This window comes from Actinomycetospora sp. 2LY8.5, assembly GCF_057180585.1.
The window spans coordinates 47,109-62,898 of sequence record NZ_JBXUHE010000034.1; the positions used below are offsets into that span (position 1 = coordinate 47,109).

At 70.6% G+C, this 15,790-nt stretch carries 13 protein-coding genes; 7 read left to right on the forward strand and 6 right to left on the reverse strand.

What is annotated here, in order from left to right; genetic code table 11:
• Positions 1–114 precede the first annotated feature (114 nt).
• Both AC2A1K_RS27325 and AC2A1K_RS27330 read left to right on the forward strand, forming a co-directional pair.
• The gene (locus AC2A1K_RS27325) at positions 115–870 is read left to right on the forward strand and encodes an endonuclease/exonuclease/phosphatase family protein (protein WP_483899496.1); all 756 of its coding nucleotides are present in this window, start codon (positions 115–117) and stop codon (positions 868–870) included.
• Positions 867–1,583 carry a CDP-alcohol phosphatidyltransferase family protein gene (locus AC2A1K_RS27330; RefSeq protein ID WP_483899497.1) on the forward strand — a complete coding sequence of 239 codons (717 nt, stop codon included), beginning with the start codon at positions 867–869 and terminating at the stop codon, positions 1,581–1,583. The genes AC2A1K_RS27325 and AC2A1K_RS27330 overlap by 4 nt, the downstream gene beginning before the upstream one ends.
• A 103-nt stretch (positions 1,584–1,686) precedes the next feature.
• On the opposite strand, the gene AC2A1K_RS27335 is transcribed toward AC2A1K_RS27330, so the two are convergent.
• A complete protein-coding gene (locus tag AC2A1K_RS27335) occupies positions 1,687–3,069 on the reverse strand; it encodes a GntP family permease (RefSeq protein WP_483899498.1) in 1,383 nt (460 codons plus the stop codon).
• Positions 3,070–3,243: 174 nt separating this feature from the next.
• On the opposite strand from AC2A1K_RS27335, the gene AC2A1K_RS27340 reads away from it, so the two are divergent.
• Entirely contained in the window at positions 3,244–3,900 is a 657-nt protein-coding gene (locus AC2A1K_RS27340) for a helix-turn-helix domain-containing protein (RefSeq protein WP_483899499.1), read from the forward strand.
• Positions 3,901–3,913: 13 nt separating this feature from the next.
• On the opposite strand, the gene AC2A1K_RS27345 is transcribed toward AC2A1K_RS27340, so the two are convergent.
• From AC2A1K_RS27345 to AC2A1K_RS27365, 5 genes are read right to left on the reverse strand one after another with little or no spacing between them, the layout of a single operon-like run.
• Positions 3,914–4,366 carry a hypothetical protein gene (locus AC2A1K_RS27345; protein WP_483899500.1) on the reverse strand — a complete coding sequence of 151 codons (453 nt, stop codon included), beginning with the start codon at positions 4,364–4,366 and terminating at the stop codon, positions 3,914–3,916.
• The gene (locus AC2A1K_RS27350) at positions 4,359–5,771 is read right to left on the reverse strand and encodes an FMN-binding glutamate synthase family protein (RefSeq protein ID WP_483899501.1); all 1,413 of its coding nucleotides are present in this window, start codon (positions 5,769–5,771) and stop codon (positions 4,359–4,361) included. Before AC2A1K_RS27350 ends, AC2A1K_RS27345 begins: the two co-directional genes overlap by 8 nt.
• Before the next feature lie 10 nt (positions 5,772–5,781).
• Positions 5,782–6,561 carry a glutamate synthase gene (locus AC2A1K_RS27355; RefSeq protein WP_483899502.1) on the reverse strand — a complete coding sequence of 260 codons (780 nt, stop codon included), beginning with the start codon at positions 6,559–6,561 and terminating at the stop codon, positions 5,782–5,784.
• A complete protein-coding gene (locus AC2A1K_RS27360) occupies positions 6,558–7,487 on the reverse strand; it encodes a class II glutamine amidotransferase (RefSeq protein ID WP_483899503.1) in 930 nt (309 codons plus the stop codon). The genes AC2A1K_RS27355 and AC2A1K_RS27360 overlap by 4 nt, the downstream gene beginning before the upstream one ends.
• 30 nt (positions 7,488–7,517) lie before the next feature.
• Complete coding sequence (locus AC2A1K_RS27365; RefSeq protein ID WP_483899504.1) at positions 7,518–8,915, reverse strand: glutamine synthetase family protein; 1,398 nt, start codon at positions 8,913–8,915, stop codon at positions 7,518–7,520.
• 302 nt (positions 8,916–9,217) lie between these two features.
• On the opposite strand from AC2A1K_RS27365, the gene AC2A1K_RS27370 reads away from it, so the two are divergent.
• The 4 genes from AC2A1K_RS27370 to AC2A1K_RS27385 all read left to right on the forward strand — a co-directional run bounded on the left by AC2A1K_RS27370 (position 9,218) and on the right by AC2A1K_RS27385 (position 15,788).
• The gene (locus AC2A1K_RS27370) at positions 9,218–10,693 is read left to right on the forward strand and encodes a hypothetical protein (RefSeq protein ID WP_483899505.1); all 1,476 of its coding nucleotides are present in this window, start codon (positions 9,218–9,220) and stop codon (positions 10,691–10,693) included.
• Positions 10,690–13,065, forward strand: a complete 2,376-nt coding sequence (locus AC2A1K_RS27375; RefSeq protein ID WP_483899506.1) for a trimethylamine N-oxide demethylase — start codon at positions 10,690–10,692, stop codon at positions 13,063–13,065. The genes AC2A1K_RS27370 and AC2A1K_RS27375 overlap by 4 nt, the downstream gene beginning before the upstream one ends.
• 42 nt (positions 13,066–13,107) lie before the next feature.
• Positions 13,108–14,448, forward strand: coding sequence for a flavin-containing monooxygenase (locus AC2A1K_RS27380; RefSeq protein ID WP_483899507.1), 1,341 nt, complete (start codon positions 13,108–13,110; stop codon positions 14,446–14,448).
• 107 nt (positions 14,449–14,555) lie between these two features.
• The gene (locus tag AC2A1K_RS27385; protein WP_483899508.1) at positions 14,556–15,788 is read left to right on the forward strand and encodes a pyridoxal-phosphate-dependent aminotransferase family protein; all 1,233 of its coding nucleotides are present in this window, start codon (positions 14,556–14,558) and stop codon (positions 15,786–15,788) included.
• Positions 15,789–15,790: the final 2 nt, after the last annotated feature.

The following is a 15,790-nucleotide window of genomic DNA, read 5'->3' on the forward strand; positions in this document are numbered from 1 at the left end:
GATCACCGGGCCCGCCTACCGGATGGTGCTCGATCCCGACGGGCGCCCACTGCGCGCCCGCTTCCAGCGGACCTCTTGAATGGGGCCATCGGAGAGTCGGCGCGCCTGCGGGTCATGAGCTTCAACGTCCGCGGTTTCACGACGCCCGTGGACGGCCGGCACCGGTGGTCGCGGCGGGCGGCGGTGAACGTCGCGACGGTGCGTGCACAGGCGCCGGACGTGCTCGGCGTGCAGGAGCTCCAGCGCGCCGCGCTCGCGACCTACCGCCGCGAGCTCGCCGGCTACGGCCTCGTGCTCGGCCCGGCGGCGGGTACCCGCGGGCGCCCCGAGCACAACGCGATCCTCTACGCGCCCGACCGTCTCGAGCTGCTCGAGCACGGCGGCTTCTGGCTCAGCGCGACCCCGGACGTTCCGTCGGCGTCCTGGGGCACGCGCAACGTGCGCGCCCTGAACTGGGCGAGGTTCGCGGTCCGCGGCACCGACGCGACGTTCCGGCACGTGAACGTCCACCTCGACCACTGGAGCGCGCTCGCGCGGCAGGAGAGCACCCAGCTGCTCCTGCGGCGCCTGGACGGCCCGGCGCCGACCGTGGTGACCGGCGACTTCAACTGCCCGCCCGGCTCGACGCCGTACCGCGCGCTGCTCGCCCACGGCTACTCCGACACCGTGCGCCAGGACGAGGACACCTTCCACGGGTTCGGCGGGGTGCGTGCGGCCGCGGTGCGCCGGTTCCACGGCGGCCCCTTGCGCCTCGACTGGATCCTCGCCGGCGGTGACGTCTGGGACGTCGAGGACTCCTGGATCGTGCGCGGGACCCGGGCGAGCGACCACGACCCCGTGATCGCGGAGCTCCGGTTGTCCGGGGCGTGACGGCTACAGTGCTCGTCGGGGTGATGCGGGTGGACGTCGACGACCTCGAGGGCTACTTCGACCGCTGGTCGCGGGCCCACGGCGGCTACGACGTCCGCTCGTCCCGTCCCACCATGGCCTGGTTGCGCCTCGCGCACCGGCTCGGCGCCCCGCTGGCCCGCCGCGGTGTCTCGCCGACCTCGGTGACGGTCGTCGGCGGCGTCGTCGCGGTCGCCGTCGGGGCCGTCGCCGCGCTCGGCGGGCGCTGGCCGCTGCTCGCCGCGGCGCTCGTCGTGGTCGTCGCGGTGCTCGACGGCGTCGACGGGGCGGTCGCCCAGCTCACGGACTCCTCGACCGCCTGGGGCCGGGTCGTCGACCAGCTCGTCGACCGCATCGGCGACCTCAGCATGATCGTCGGGCTGTGGGCTCTCGGCGCCCCCGGACCGCTGTGCGCCGCGGCCGCGGTGCTGACCCTGCTCGGCGAGGCGATCCGCGCCGGCGCGGCTGCGGAGGGCGTCGGCGGGGTGGGGCTCGTGAGCTTCCCCGAGCGCCCGGCCCGCCTGGTGATCGGCGGTGTCGGGCTCTTCGCGGCCGGGGTCGTCCCGACCGTCGCCGCCACGGCGGTGACCGTGGCCGCCGGGATCTGGACCGCGCTGACCGTCGCCGCCGCCGTCCAGCTCGTGGTCAACGTCCGCCGGCACCTGCGCGGGCGTCCCCGGAACCTGGGGGACTGACGGCCTCGAGCCGGCGCACGGGCAGGGGTGACGCGCCCCGGCCGGCGGCGGGGGAGGCGATGCGGCTCCCGCCTCGCAGCGCCTCACAGCGCCTCGCAGCGCCTCACAGCACCGCACTGAGCACCAACGTGCAGCCCAGCCCGACGACCGACGCGATCGAGACCCCGAACGAGCACGTCTTCAACGCGCCCCGCACGGTCTGCCCGAGCAGCGACTGCAGCAGCCAGAACGTGTTGCTCGTGACGTGCACGACGAACAGCGCGCCCGTGCCGGCGGCCAGGGCGATGAGCACCGGGTCCAGCCCGATCGCGGGCGCGACGGGGGCGAGCACGCCGGCGGCGGTGATGGCGGAGATCGTCACCGAGCCCACGGCCACGTGCAGTACCGCGGCGGTGAGCCAGACCGTGGCCAGCGGCAGCGCGGTGTTCGCCGAGAACAGCCCGCCGAGCACCTCGCCCAGGCCGGACGCCGAGATCGCCTCGGCCAGCGACCCGCCGACGCCGGTGAGCACGAGGATCAGTCCGCTCTCCCGGAAGCCCTCGGCGAGCGGGGCGTCGATCCCGTCGCGCCCGAGCTCGCGGCGGGCCACGACCATCGTGCCCAGCACGCCGAGCAGCAGGGCGATCGGTGGCGCGGCCACGAAGGCCAGGACGGGGAGGTACGCGCCCGCCGCCTCGACGATCGCGCCGGCGGCGATGAGGGTCAGAGCGCCGAGCAGCGGGGCGAGCAGGACCGCCAGCGGGGTGCGCGAGGCCGGGGTCCGGTCGGCGCCGTCGATCCCGGCGGGCTGGTCCTCGCCGGCCTGGTCCTCGCCGGTCTCCGCGGGATCGGCGTCCTCGGCCGCCTCCGGCTCGTCGCGCGCGGGGTCCCACCAACGCGACACGATCGCGCCCGTGATCGCGGAGGCGATCACCACGGTCGGCACCAGCACGACGAGGCCGAACACCAGCATCCGCCCGAGCGGGACGCCGAGGACGCCGGCGATCGCCACGGTCCCGATCCCGGGCACCATCATGACGATCCCGCACTCGCAGCCGATCGCGATCGCCGCCGCCATCCGCGGGACGCCCGTCGGCCCGATCCGGGCGGCGATACGCCGGGCCAGCGGTGCCGCGATCACGATGAGGACGTCGACGAAGATCGGCTGCAGCACCGTCGCGCACGCCACCGTCATGGTCATCGGCATGCGCTGCGGGCCGAACCAGCGCAGCAGGGTCGCGACGAGGCGCTCGATCGCGCCGACCGCGCGCAGCAGCGAGCCGATGAGCACGCCGAAGGCGATGAGCAGGCCGGCGTCGGCCATGATGTCGCCGAACCCGGTGGTGACGGCGTCGACCGTGCCCTCCACCCCGAGGCCGGTGGCCAGCCCGACGGTCGCCGCGGCGAGCGCGAGCACCACGGCGGGGTGGACGCGCACCCGCACGATGAGCAGGACGGCGAGGACGACGACCGCTGCGGTCGCCGTGACGAGGTACCAGCCGGGCATGGCGCGCCATCATGGTGAAGCGGGCGATCAGCGCAAACCGGGGGTGTGCTTCGGCGCGCAGCTGCTCGCGGAGACCGGACGGCGCCGGGTCGGAGTCCCGCGCACGGGCGCGCGGCCGCTCGACCGGGTGGTGAACGGCGTTTCCCGCCAGCGTCCACGGACTATTCTCGGGTCGTGACCTCAGTGACCGAGGATTCGGGCGAACCGGACCCCGGGTCGGACGAGCCCCTCGGTCAGCTCGCTCCCGGCCTGGGCGAGCTGGAGCACGTCATCGCCTCCCGCACCCGCGAGTACCGCATCGCGAAGGGCTACACGATGACGTCGCTCGCGCAGCGCGTCGGCATGTCCAAGGCGATGCTCTCGAAGATCGAGAACGCGCAGACGTCGTGCAGCCTCTCGGTCCTGTCCCGGCTGGCGGCAGCGCTGGAGATCCCGGTGACGGCGCTGTTCCGCGGCATCGACTCCGACCGCGAGGCCGTGTTCACCCGCTCCGGCCACGGCGCGGAGATCTCACGCCGGGGCAGCAACGTCGGGCACATCTACCGGATGCTCGGCGCGCTGCGCGGGCAGCACAAGCGACTCGAACCCCTGCTCTGCACGCTCACCGAGGCCAGCGAGGTCTTCCCGCTCTTCCAGCATCCGGGAACCGAGTTCCTGTTCATGCTCGACGGGGTCATGCGCTACGTGCACGGCGACACCCAGTACGAGATGCGCGCGGGCGACTCGCTGATCTTCGACGGCGAGGGCCCGCACGGCCCCTCGGAGCTCGTGCAGCTCCCGATCACGTTCCTCACCGTCACCGGCTACGGGCACATGCCGGAGATCCCCTAGCGACGCTCGCCCCTCAGTGACCCTCGGGCGGCTCCCAGCCCTCGAGCTGCGGCGGGGTCCAGTTCTCCCCGACCGTCGGCGAGTCCCGGAGCCAGGACCCGAGCTCGGGTTGGGGGAACTTGGCGTGCCGGTACTTCAGCCAGACGCCATACGAGTTGCCCTCCTGCAGGTGCTTGATCAGGACCTTGCGGGCGTACTCGTCCTCCCGGCCTTCGGGGATCTCGAAATGAATCTTGACGAACGCGTTGGTGTACCGGTCGAACACCGCCGGGACGCCGTCCTCGGACATCAGGTGGATGTCCTCGAGCCAGTTGAGGTCGTCGCCGGGCGTGGAGGCGTACAGATCGACGTCCTCGACGAGGGACGCGTCGAACTGGTAGTCGAACGTGCGCCCCGTCAGTTCCTCGGTGTCGATGCCGGAGCGCGTCGTGAGCCGACGCGCGGACAGGTCGAAGAGGTCAGACATCGCGGCCGCCCCCGTCGTTGGCGAGGTGCTTCCCGAGCAGCGACTTGATCTCGGAGAGGGTGCGCTCCTCGGTCACCCCGGGGATGTAGGTGGTGCCGGCCAGCGGCACCCGGGCCATCGCCGCGGACTCCGTGGTCAGTGCGGCCAGGTCCTCCGGCTCGAGGCTGTGCACGTCGGTCTTGCCGCACGCACGGGCGAGCATCTGCACCTCGAGAGTGAGCGTGTGCAGGAAGTTGTAGACCCGCTCGGCGCCCTCGTCGACGTTCAGCCGCTTGCGCAGCTCCGGGTCCTGGGTGGTGATACCGGCGGGGTCGCGACCGGTGTGCCAGTGGTAGAACTTGCTCGCCGGTACGCCGATGGTGCCCTCGTAGTCGGTGACCCCCGGGATCTCCTTGTTGGAGCCCAGCGCCATCAGCGCGGCGCTTCCGATCGCCACGGCTGTGGCACCGAGCGCGATGCACTTGGCGATGTCAGCGCCGTTGCGGATGCCCCCGGCCACCACGAGGTCGATGTCGTCGGCGAGGCCGACGTCCTCCAGCGCCCTGCGAGCCTCCGGGATGGCCGCGATCAGCGGGATGCCGGTCTCCTCGGTGGCGATGTGCGGTCCGGCACCGGTGCCGCCTTCCGCGCCGTCCAGGAAGATGACGTCCGGCCCGCACTTGGCCGCCATCCGCACGTCGTCGTAGACGCGCGAGGCGCCGAGCTTGAGCTGGATCGGGACCTGGTAGTCCGTCGCCTCGCGGATCTCCTGGATCTTCAGCGACAGATCGTCCGGACCGAGCCAGTCCGGGTGACGGGCCGGCGAGCGCTGGTCGATGCCGACCGGCAGCGAACGCATCTCGGCGACCTGCTCCGTGACCTTCTGGCCCATGAGGTGGCCGCCGAGGCCGACCTTGCACCCCTGACCGATGAAGAACTCGACCGCGTCGGCCAGCATCAGGTGGTGGGGGTTGAAGCCGTAGCGGCTCTGGATCACCTGGTAGTACCACTTCGTCGAGAGGTCGCGCTCCGGCGGGATCATTCCCCCCTCGCCCGAACAGGTCGCCGTACCGGCCATGGACGCGCCCTTGGCGAGCGCCATCTTGGCCTCGAGCGAGAGCGCGCCGAAGCTCATGCCCGTGATGTACACGGGGATGTCGAGCTCGATCGGCTTCTTCGCGAAGCGCGCTCCGAGCACGGTCCTCGTCTCGCACTTCTCGCGGTAGCCCTCGATCACGAAGCGCGTCAGGGTGCCGGGGAGGAACACGAGCTCGTCCCAGTGCGGGATCTTCTTGAAGATGCCGCCCCCGCGCATCCGGTAGCGGCCGAGCTCGGCCTTCATGTGGATGTCGTTGATGACCTCGGGCGTGAAGATCTGGCTCTGGCCGAGGAACGTCGTCTCGGAAGGTGCTGTCTCGTCAGCCATAGGACTCTCTCTAGAGGACGAGCTTGCGCTCGGAGGGTTCGAGGGTGTCGTAGTTCCAGAGCTGCTTGCCGCAGACGAACTTCCTGAACGTGTCCGGCCGATCCAGGCCGTAGATGCGGAACTTCCGGCCCAGCAGCTCCTCGTCCTCCGGAGTCAGTTCCGCCTCGACGCAGTCGACGCCGAGCGAGGCGACCGTGCCGGCGACGTAGAGCGCCCCGTCGTACATCGAGTCGCCCAGGCCCGGGCCCGCGTTCCCGCAGATGATCTGACGCCCACGCTGCATCATGAACCCGGTCATCGATCCGACGTCGCCGCCGACGATGATGGTCCCGCCCTTCTGGTCGATGCCGGTCCGAGCGCCGACGTGACCCTTGACCACCAGATCGCCACCACGCAGAGCCGCCCCGGTGAGCGAACCGGCGTTCTTGTCGACGACCACGACGCCGGACATCATGTTCTCGCCGAGCGACCAGCCGGCTCGGCCGGTCACGTGAATCTCCGGGCCGTCGCCGAGGGTGGCGCCGAAGTAGCCGACGCTGCCGTCGATCGTGATGCGGCAGCGGGTGAGGATGCCGACGGCGACCGAGTGCTTCGCGCCGGGATTCTCGATGGTCACCTCGCCGACGCCCTCGGTGTAGACGAGGCGGCGCAGCTCGAGGTTGATCTGGCGGGGGCTGAGGTCCGCGGCGTCGAAGACGGCGGTGTCGCCCTCCACCCGCGCGGTCTTCGGGGCCTCGACGTCGGGTTCGGCGAGCCCTCGGATGTCGTTGCGGCCGACCCGTTGTCTCATCGCGACCACACCAGCACCTCCGACTCGTAGGGGTCGTACGTGTCGATCTCCTGGGGTAGGACCGCGCGGATGGCGCTCTCCTCGGACGCGAGCGCGACGAGGTCGTCGCCCTCGTGCAGGACCAGCGGCTTCGCGGCCATCTCGTCCTTCGCCATGCCGAGGCTGTCCTCGGTGACCACGAGATAGGTGAAGACGCCGTCGAGGTCGGCGAGGCTGCCCTTCATCGCCGTCTCGAGGCTGACGCCGTCGGCGAGCCGCTCGGCGAGGTAGACCGCGATGATCTCGGAGTCGCACTCGGACTGGAACCGGTGCCCGCTGCGCTCGAGCCGCCGGCGCCACTGGTGGTAGTTCGTCAGCTGACCGTTGTGGACCACGGCGACGTCGGAGAACGGGTACGCCCAGTACGGGTGCGCGCCGGCGATGTCGACGTCGGACTCGGTCGCCATGCGCACGTGCCCGATGGCGTGCGTGCCGCGGAAGGCGTCCAGGCGGTACTGGTCGGACACCGTCCTCGCGTCCCCGAGATCCTTGACGATCTCCAGAGAATGGCCGAGCGAGAGCACTTCGCAGCCGGGGATGTTCTCGATGTAGTCGGCCAGCGGCTTGAGCTCGCCCTCGTACCGGAAGCTCGCGCGGTAGGCGTAGGCCGACTCGCCCTCGACGCGGTCGACGGTGGCGCCGACCTTCGACAGGCGCGACTCCACCTCGCGCCGGCTGCGCTCGAGGCGCTCGTCGAAGTCGAAGTCGCCGGTCTCGTTCGGGTCGGCGAGCTTGAACCGCATGACGAGCGGTTCGCCCGGCTCGCCGTAGAGCGCGTACCCCGCGGAGTCCGGCCCGCGGTGCCGCATGGACTGGAGCATCTTGGTCATCTCGCGACCGACGTCGCCCGGGCCGTCGGTGTGGATGATCCCGGCAATTCCACACATGTGGCTTCTCCCTCGTTCGGGCTCGTCCCGCTACGGCAGGATGTCGAGGTACTCCTTGACGTCCCAGTCGGTGACCGCGGCACAGAAGCGCTCCCACTCGTCGCGCTTGTAGTGCTCGAAGACCCGGTACATGTCACCGGGCATGGCGCTGCGCACCACCCGGTCGGCGTCCAGGGCGCGCAAGGCGTCGCCGAGGTTCATCGGGATGCTCTTCACCTCCTTGCCCTCGGCCATGGCGTTGTAGATGTTGCGCTCCTCGGGCGGACCGGGGTCCAGGTTGCGCTGGATGCCGTCGGCCATCGCCTTGATGAGCGAGGCGAACGAGAGATAGGGGTTCACCGACGAGTCGACCGACCGGTACTCGGAACGGTCCGGCGCGCTGACACGCAGGGCGGTCGTGCGGTTCTGGAAACCCCAGTCCGCATAGAGCGGCGCCCAGAACCCGGCGTCCCAGAGCCGGCGATAGGAATTGACCGTCGGCGCTGTGATGCAGGTGAGCGCGGACAGATGCTCGAGCACGCCGCCGATCGCCGCCAGACCGATCTTGCTCGGCATGCGCGGATCGTCGCCCTCGGGCAGGAAGACGTTGGTGTCGCCGTCCCACAGCGAGAGGTTGTGGTGACAGCCGTTGGCCGAGACGCCCATGAACGGCTTCGGCATGAAGCAGGGGAACGCACCGAACTCGCGGCCGACCTGACGACAGATCTGTCGGTAGGTCGTCAAGCGGTCGGCGGTCAGCTCCGCACGGTCGAACTGCCAGTTGAGCTCGAGCTGTCCCGGGGCGTCCTCGTGATCGCCCTGGATCATGTCCAGACCCATCGCCGTGCCGTACTCGATGACCCGGTGGATGAGCGGCTGCAGCTCGCTGAACTGGTCGATGTGGTAGCAGTACGGCTTCGTCATCCCGTCCACCGACGGCGTGCCGTCGGGGTTGAGCTTGAGCCACATCATCTCGGGCTCGGCGCCGACCCGGAGGTGGTACCCGGTGAGGTTCGTGAACTCCTCGTGGATGCGCCTGAGGTTCCCGCGACAGTCGGACGTGAGGTGGGCGCCCGGCTCCTCGGCTTCTTCACGGCCTCGGAACAACGTGCAGAACACCCGCGCGGTCTTCGGATCCCAGGGTAGGACCTGGAACGTCTCGACGTCGGGTAGGCCGACGAGCTCGCAGGCCTCCGCGCCGTACCCGATGTATTCGCCGTGGCGGTCGGTGAACAGGTTGGCCGTCGACCCGTAGACGAGCTGGAAGCCCGTGCGCGCGAAGCGTTCCCAGTGCGGCGCCGGTGCCCCTTTGCCCATGATCCGGCCGGTGACACTGACGAACTGGTAGTAGATGTAGCTGACGCCGGATTCGTCGATCCTGCGGCGGATCTCGGCGACGGCATCGTCGCGTCCGTCCACGGCAAGGAAGTTCTCGAGGTCGGTGGGCATGGCGGGACCTCCGCGGATGGTGGGCGCCGGGAGTGACGTGAACTGGACCACGTCGGGCCACGTCGAGTAGACCTTGTTTCATCACACTAGACAACACCTGGACGCCGATCCGCGCGCTGGCCCGGCCGGAGACGGGGCTGCTCCCCGGGGCGCCCGGGCGCGCCCGGCCAGCTCCTAGGAGATCCACGCCCGGCCGCCGTGTTGAACCCAAGCGAACGCCGTTCACTGAGGGGGTTACGTCAGGAGGGTGCTCCTGGGATGCTCTGGGTCACAGATGACGGTCCTCACGTCAGGAGGCGTCCGTGACGGCGACATGGTGGAACTCGGTGCCGACACCACCGGATCCGATCTTTCCGGACCAGGTGAGCACGAACTCCCTGACGCAGAACCTCGTCTACGCCTCCGGAACGGTCGGCGCTCTCCTCATCCTCGCGGGGATTCTGCTCGTCGACCTCGGAGGCGTCCGGCGGGTCAACGTCTTCGACAGCATGCTCCAGAAGCTCGTCGGCTTCTTCATCGGCTTTGCGACCTACTTCCTGATCGGCTTCGCGATCTGGAACTGGCAGTACTACGTGGCGTTCGAGGTGCCCAATCCGTACTGGCAGTCGATCGCGGACTGGTGGCTGGGCGGCGCGTTCGCCAATGACCTCGCCCAGAACGTCGACCCGGACGTGGGCACGGGCGCGGCGCTGAACAACCAGCAGATCTTCGTCTTCTTCCTCGCCTGCTTCGCGGGGATCATCAACGTCCTCGTGCATCTCGGCGTCACCGAGCGGATCCGGGCCGCCGCGTACTTCGTGATCTCCTTCGTGCTCGCCGTCGTCTCCTCGGTGCTGAGCTGGCTCACCTGGGGATCGACCGGACCGCTGACCGCGCTGGGCTACCACGACTTCTTCGGGTCGGGATTCGTCTACGTCTTCGCCGGGGTCGTCGGGCTGGTGCTGGCGGTACGCCTCCGGCCCCGTCCGGGCGTGTTTCGGCCGCATCCCGAGGTGGCGGAGTACCGTTATCACAATCTGGGCCTGACGGTCGTCGGCCTGATGGCGATCTTCGCCGGACTGCCCATGGTGATCCTCTCGTGTGGCTTCTTCGTCGACCCCGAGGCGTTGTTCGTCAGCATCAACATGTCGGACACCAGCGTCGGCATCGCCTTCAACAACCTCGGCCTCGCCTGGGCCGGGGGTGCCCTGACCGGCGCGCTGATCGCCTATCGGACCGGCAAGTACTTCTATGCCCTGCTCGGGCCACTCGCCGGGTACCTGTCCGGAGCCCCGGCGTTCGACGTCTACGAGCCGTGGCAGATGTTCATCGTCGCCCTCATCGCGCCGTTCGTGGCCTACGGCGTCTACGAGTGGATGCAGCGCCGGGAGATCGACGAGCACAAGCTCGGTCCGGTGCTCGTCGGCGCCGGGATCTACGGGATCGTCGCCGTCGGCCTCGTCGCCTGGGGTACACCTCAGGGCGGCTACTTCGGGATCGACTCGGGACCGTACGCGTTCCAGAACGTCCAGATCACTCCCTGGTGGCAGCTCCTCGGTCTCGCGGTGGTGATCGCGATCGGGTGGGCCACCGCCCTCGTCCTGGCGGTGGTCCTCGAGCGGACCATCGGTCTGCGGGTCCCCGAGGACGTGCAGGTCCGGGGTTCCGACCCGACGTACTGGGATCTCGTCCACGACGAGCCCACCGGCGTGGTGGGTGTGTCGGCCGGTGCCGGCGGCGAGGCCGACGAGGTCCCCCGGCGCGCGGACGGTGAGCCGCGTCGAGAGCCGCAGAGTTGACCGGCGGCACGCTCGCCGCCCGGCGGCTGCTGCTCCCGGGCCTCCTCGAAGCCGAGCCGCGCCTGGAGACGTACTGGGTCCGGCCGGGCGGCGTCACGGCCGTGCGGGTGCAGGGCGGCGACGAGATCACCGTCGTCGACCGGCAGGGTCGCCAGCGGGCCGAGGTGACGGCCCTCGGGGCCGACGGGGCGGCCGCGCGCGATCTCCTCGGCCTCACCGCCGACGCCCCGGCGACGGTGCTGCAGGCGCTCGGGGTGGTCGCGACGGAGTCGTCGTCCCGGGGCTACGCGATCGAGGACCCGGTGCTCGCCACGCTCGTCGCGCGCGGTCTCGACCCCTCCGAGCTCCGCGCGGCGCTCCTGTTCGGGGAGTGGTCGCCGGCCGGGTCGCGCGAGACCCTGCGCGCGGCCGGGCCGGGCATCGTCCTCGTCGCCGCGCCCGGCGGGACGATGGCGGTGGACGAGACGACGGGCAATCCGCCGTCGGACCTCGTGCTCGAGGTACGCCGCGCCCAGCCGCGGGTGCGCGAGGCCCCGCCGCTGCCGCCCCCGCTCGCCGAGCCGATCCTCGACGTCCGCGTCGATGCGGCCACGGCCCTGAGCTACGAGGTGAAGGCCGGGCAGTACATCCAGGTCCTCGACGTCGAGGGCCGGCAGTGCTCGGACTTCCTCGCGTTCCACGCCCACCAGCTGCAGGAGGGTCGCGAGCGCGGTCTCGACGCGACGGCCACCCGCTACTTCATGGGGTCGGCCTACCCGCAGCCCGGGTTGCACGGGAAGTTCTACGACCAGGACATGGAGCCCCTCGTCGAGATCGTCCGCGACACCGTGGGGCGCCACGACACCTTCGGTCTGGCCTGCAACACGAAGTACTACGAGGACTTCGGCTACTTCGGGCACGTCAACTGCACCGACAACTTCAACGCCCAGCTGCGGCCGTACGCGATCGAGGAGCGCGCCGGGTGGCCCGCACTCAACCTCTTCTACAACACCGCGTTCGACGCGCGGAACCAGCTGATCTTCGACGAGCCCTGGTCGCGACCGGGCGACTACGTCCTGATGCGCGCGGGCGTCGACCTCGTCTGCGCGACCTCCGCCTGCCCCGACGACGTCGATCCCGCCAACGCCTGGACGCCCACCGACATCCACCTGCGCGTGTACTCCGCCGAACGGAGGTTCTCGATGGCCATGGCGCACCGCCCGACGCCCGAGCACCCCGCGTCGCTGACCAAGGAGACCGCGTTCGCCCCGCGGACCCGGGCGCTGACCCGCCAGTTCACCGAGTACCGCGGTTACTGGTTGCCGACCGGCTTCGACGGCCACGGGGCGATCGACGAGTACTGGGCCTGTCGCGAGCGGGCCGCGGTGATGGACCTGTCGCCGCTGCGCAAGTTCGAGGTCCTCGGCCCGGACGCGGAGGCGCTGCTGCAGGCCTGCGTCACCCGCAACATCCGCAAGCTCTCGATCAACCAGGTCGTCTACTCGGCGGTCTGCAACGAGACCGGCGGCATGATCGACGACTGCACGGTCTTCCGGCTCGCGGACACGAACTTCCGGTTCGTCGGCGGCGACGAGTACACCGGCAGCTGGCTGCGCGAGCAGGGCGAGCGGCTCGGCCTCGACCGGGTCTGGGTCAAGCACTCGACCGACCAGATGCACAACATCGCGGTCCAGGGGCCCACGAGCCGCGACGTCCTACGCGAGCTGATCTGGACCCCGGGCACGCAGCCGGCGTTCTCCGACCTGACCTGGTTCCGCTTCACGATCGGCCGGATCGGTGACCATCGCGGCATCCCCGTGGTCGTCTCCCGCACCGGCTACTCCGGCGAGCTCGGCTACGAGATCTGGTGCCACCCGTCGGACGGTCCGGCCCTGTGGGACGCGGTGTGGGCGGCCGGCGAGCCCCACGGGATGCTGCCGCTGGGTCTCGACGCCCTCGACGTCCTGCGTATCGAGTCCGGCCTGGTCTTCGCGGGCTACGACTTCGACGACCACGTCGACCCCTTCGAGGCCGGCGTCGGTTTCACGGTCCCCCTGCAGACCAAGGAGGACGACTTCGTGGGCCGCGACGCGCTCGTCGCCCGCAAGGCGAGCCCGCAGCGCCGGCTGGTCGGCCTCGAGCTCGCGGGCAACGAACCCGCGCACCACGGCGACTGCGTGCACGTCGGCCGCCACCAGGTCGGCGTCGTCACCAGCGCGACCCGCTCGCCGATCCTGCGCACGAACATCGCGCTGTGCCGCCTCGCCGTCGAGCACGCCGGGATCGGCACCGAGGTGGAGGTCGGGAAGCTCGACGGCCACCGCAAGCGGATCCCGGCCCAGGTCGTCCGCTTCCCCTTCTACGACCCTGACAAGGAACGCCCGCGCTCCTGACCAGCGCTGTCACACGAGCCGATGACCACAGGAGGAGTGTCCATGACACGGGTTGCCATCGTCGGTGCCGGACCGAGCGGGCTGGCCCAGCTGCACGCGTTCGAGCAGGCGCGGGCGGCGGGCGCCGACGTACCCGAGCTGGTCTGCTTCGAGAAGCAGAGCGACTGGGGCGGGTTGTGGAACTACACCTGGCGCAGCGGCCTCGACCAGTACGGCAACCCGTGTCACGGCAGCATGTACCGCTACCTGTGGTCGAACGGGCCCAAGGAGTGTCTGGAGTTCGCCGACTACCCCTTCGAACAGCACTTCGGCACCGCGATCCCGTCGTTCCCGCCGCGCGAGGTGCTCTTCGACTACATCAAGGGCCGCGCCGAGCACAGCGACGTCCGCCGCCACATCGCCTTCGACACCGCGGTCCGGTGGATCGAGTTCGACCCGGCACGCGACACCTTCGACGTCACCGTCGAGGCGCTCGCCGAGGGCGCGTCACGGGTCGAGCAGTTCGACTACGTCGTCGTCGCGACCGGCCACTTCTCGGTGCCGAACCTGCCCGACTTCCCGGGCTTCGACCGCTTCCCGGGCCGCATCCTGCACTCGCACGACTTCCGCGACGCCCAGGAGTTCGCCGGCAAGGATCTGCTGGTGGTCGGTGGGAGCTACTCCGCCGAGGACATCGCGCTGCAGGCCAGGAAGTACGGCGCGAACACCGTGACCATCAGCTACCGCACGTCGGCGATGGGCTTCCCGTGGCCCGACGGGATCAGCGAGGTCCCGCTGCTCACGCGCATGGAGGGGCGCACGGCGCACTTCAGCGACGGCAGCTCGCGCGACGTCGACGCGATCATCCTGTGCACCGGCTACCAGCACCACTTCCCGTTCGTCGCCTCCGACCTGCGGCTGCGGACGGCGAACGTGCTCTACCCGCCGGACCTCTACAAGGGCGTCTTCTGGATCGACAACCCGAAGATGATGTACCTGAGCATGCAGGACCAGTTCTATACGTTCACGCTCTTCGACGCCGAGGCGTGGCTGGCCCGCGACATCGTGCTGGGCCGCGTCGGCCTGCCCTCGCGCGAGGAGATGAGCAAGGACGTCGCGGAGTGGCGGGCGCGGGAGGACGCGTTGCCCGACGCGTTCGCCCAGATCGACTTCCAGGCCGACCACATCGCCGACCTCGTGGCCGGCACCGACTACCCGGACTTCGACCTCGACCTCACCCGCGCCCACTTCAAGAAGTGGGAGCACGACAAGGAGGAGAGCATCATCGGATACCGCGACCGCGGGTTCTCCTCGCCGTGCACGGGCACGCAGGCGCCGATCCACCACACCGCCTGGTGGGAGGCGCACGACGACTCGCTGGGGACGTTCCTGGCCAAGGGGTGAGCCGAGGAGTGACTCCCCCTCCCGTCTCCCCACGACGGGGGAGTCGGGACGGAGCAGCACGACCTAGCGTCGAGGGACACCATGCCGCCCCGTCGGGAGGAACGGCCGTGAAGATCGGAACGACGCACCTCTTCGTCCCCGGTCCCACCCCCGTGCCGGAGGTGATCCGGCGGGCGATGGCCGTCCCGACGGAGGACCACCGGGCGCCGGACTTCCCGGACTTCGTCCTGGACCTCCTGACCGACCTCAAGCGCGTGTTCCGCCTCCGGGAGGGCCGCGTGCTGCTCTACCCGGGTTCCGGGACCGGGGCGTGGGAGGCGGCGATCAGCAACTGCCTCGACCGCGGCGACCGGGTCCTCATGGCGCGGCACGGCCACTTCTCGCACCTCTGGGTGGACATGGCGCGCCGGCTCGGGCTCGATGTCGTCTGCCACGACGTCGCGTGGGGTGAGGGGGTCCCGGTCGAGGCCTTCGAGCAGGCGCTGCGGGCCGATCCGTCGATCAAGGCCGTCTTCGTGACCCACAACGAGACCGCGACCGGCGTGACCTCCGACGTCCGGGCGGTGCGCCGGGCGATGGACGCCGCCGGCTCGGAGGCGCTGCTGTTCGTCGACGGCGTCTCGTCCATCGCGTCGATCGACTTCCGGCAGGACGACTGGGGTGTCGACGTCGCGGTCGCCGGGAGCCAGAAGGGGTTCATGCTCCCGGCCGGGCTCGCGATCCTCGGCGTGAGCGAGAAGGCGCTGACGGCGGCGGAGCGCACGACGACGGAGCGGTGCTACTTCGCGTTCGCCGACATGATCGCCGCGAACGAGGTCGGCTCCTTCCCCTACACCCCGCCGATGCCGCTCCTGCACGGCCTGCGGGCCTCGCTCGACCGCCTCCTCGACGAGGGGATGGACGACGTCGCCGCCCGTCACCACCGGCTGGCCGAGGCCGTCCGGCACGGGGTCGCGGCGTGGGGACTGGAGCTGTGCGCGGTGTCGCCGCGCTGGTACTCGGACACGGTGAGCGCGGTGCGGCTGCCGGCCGGCGTCGACGGCGCCCGGCTGTGCCGGATCGCCTACCACCGCTACCGGACGTCCTTCGGCGGTGGCCTCGGGAAGGTGGCGGGCAAGGTGTTCCGCATCGGGCACGTCGGCGACGTCAACGAGGTGTCGTGCCTGAGCGCGCTCGCCGCGGCGGAGATGGCGCTGCTCGACGCGGGCGCGGACGTCGTCCCCGGCTCCGGCGTGGCGGCGGCGCAGACCTACGTCCGCCAGGCGCTCGCCGAGGCCGAAGAACACGCGGGTTCCGGGCCGTGGGCGTCGGCGAGGACACACCTGACCGCGGTGCGGTGACT

Excerpts from the sequence above, each read along its gene's own strand:
- AC2A1K_RS27325 (WP_483899496.1), top strand. The coding sequence starts at position 115 with ATGAGCTTCAACGTCCGCGGTTTCACGACGCCCGTGGACGGCCGGCAC.
- AC2A1K_RS27335 (WP_483899498.1), bottom strand. The coding sequence starts at position 3,069 with ATGCCCGGCTGGTACCTCGTCACGGCGACCGCAGCGGTCGTCGTCCTC.
- AC2A1K_RS27345 (WP_483899500.1), bottom strand. The coding sequence starts at position 4,366 with ATGTCTGACCTCTTCGACCTGTCCGCGCGTCGGCTCACGACGCGCTCC.
- AC2A1K_RS27350 (WP_483899501.1), bottom strand. The coding sequence starts at position 5,771 with ATGGCTGACGAGACAGCACCTTCCGAGACGACGTTCCTCGGCCAGAGC.
- AC2A1K_RS27355 (WP_483899502.1), bottom strand. The coding sequence starts at position 6,561 with ATGAGACAACGGGTCGGCCGCAACGACATCCGAGGGCTCGCCGAACCC.
- AC2A1K_RS27360 (WP_483899503.1), bottom strand. The coding sequence starts at position 7,487 with ATGTGTGGAATTGCCGGGATCATCCACACCGACGGCCCGGGCGACGTC.
- AC2A1K_RS27365 (WP_483899504.1), bottom strand. The coding sequence starts at position 8,915 with ATGCCCACCGACCTCGAGAACTTCCTTGCCGTGGACGGACGCGACGAT.
- AC2A1K_RS27380 (WP_483899507.1), top strand. The coding sequence starts at position 13,108 with ATGACACGGGTTGCCATCGTCGGTGCCGGACCGAGCGGGCTGGCCCAG.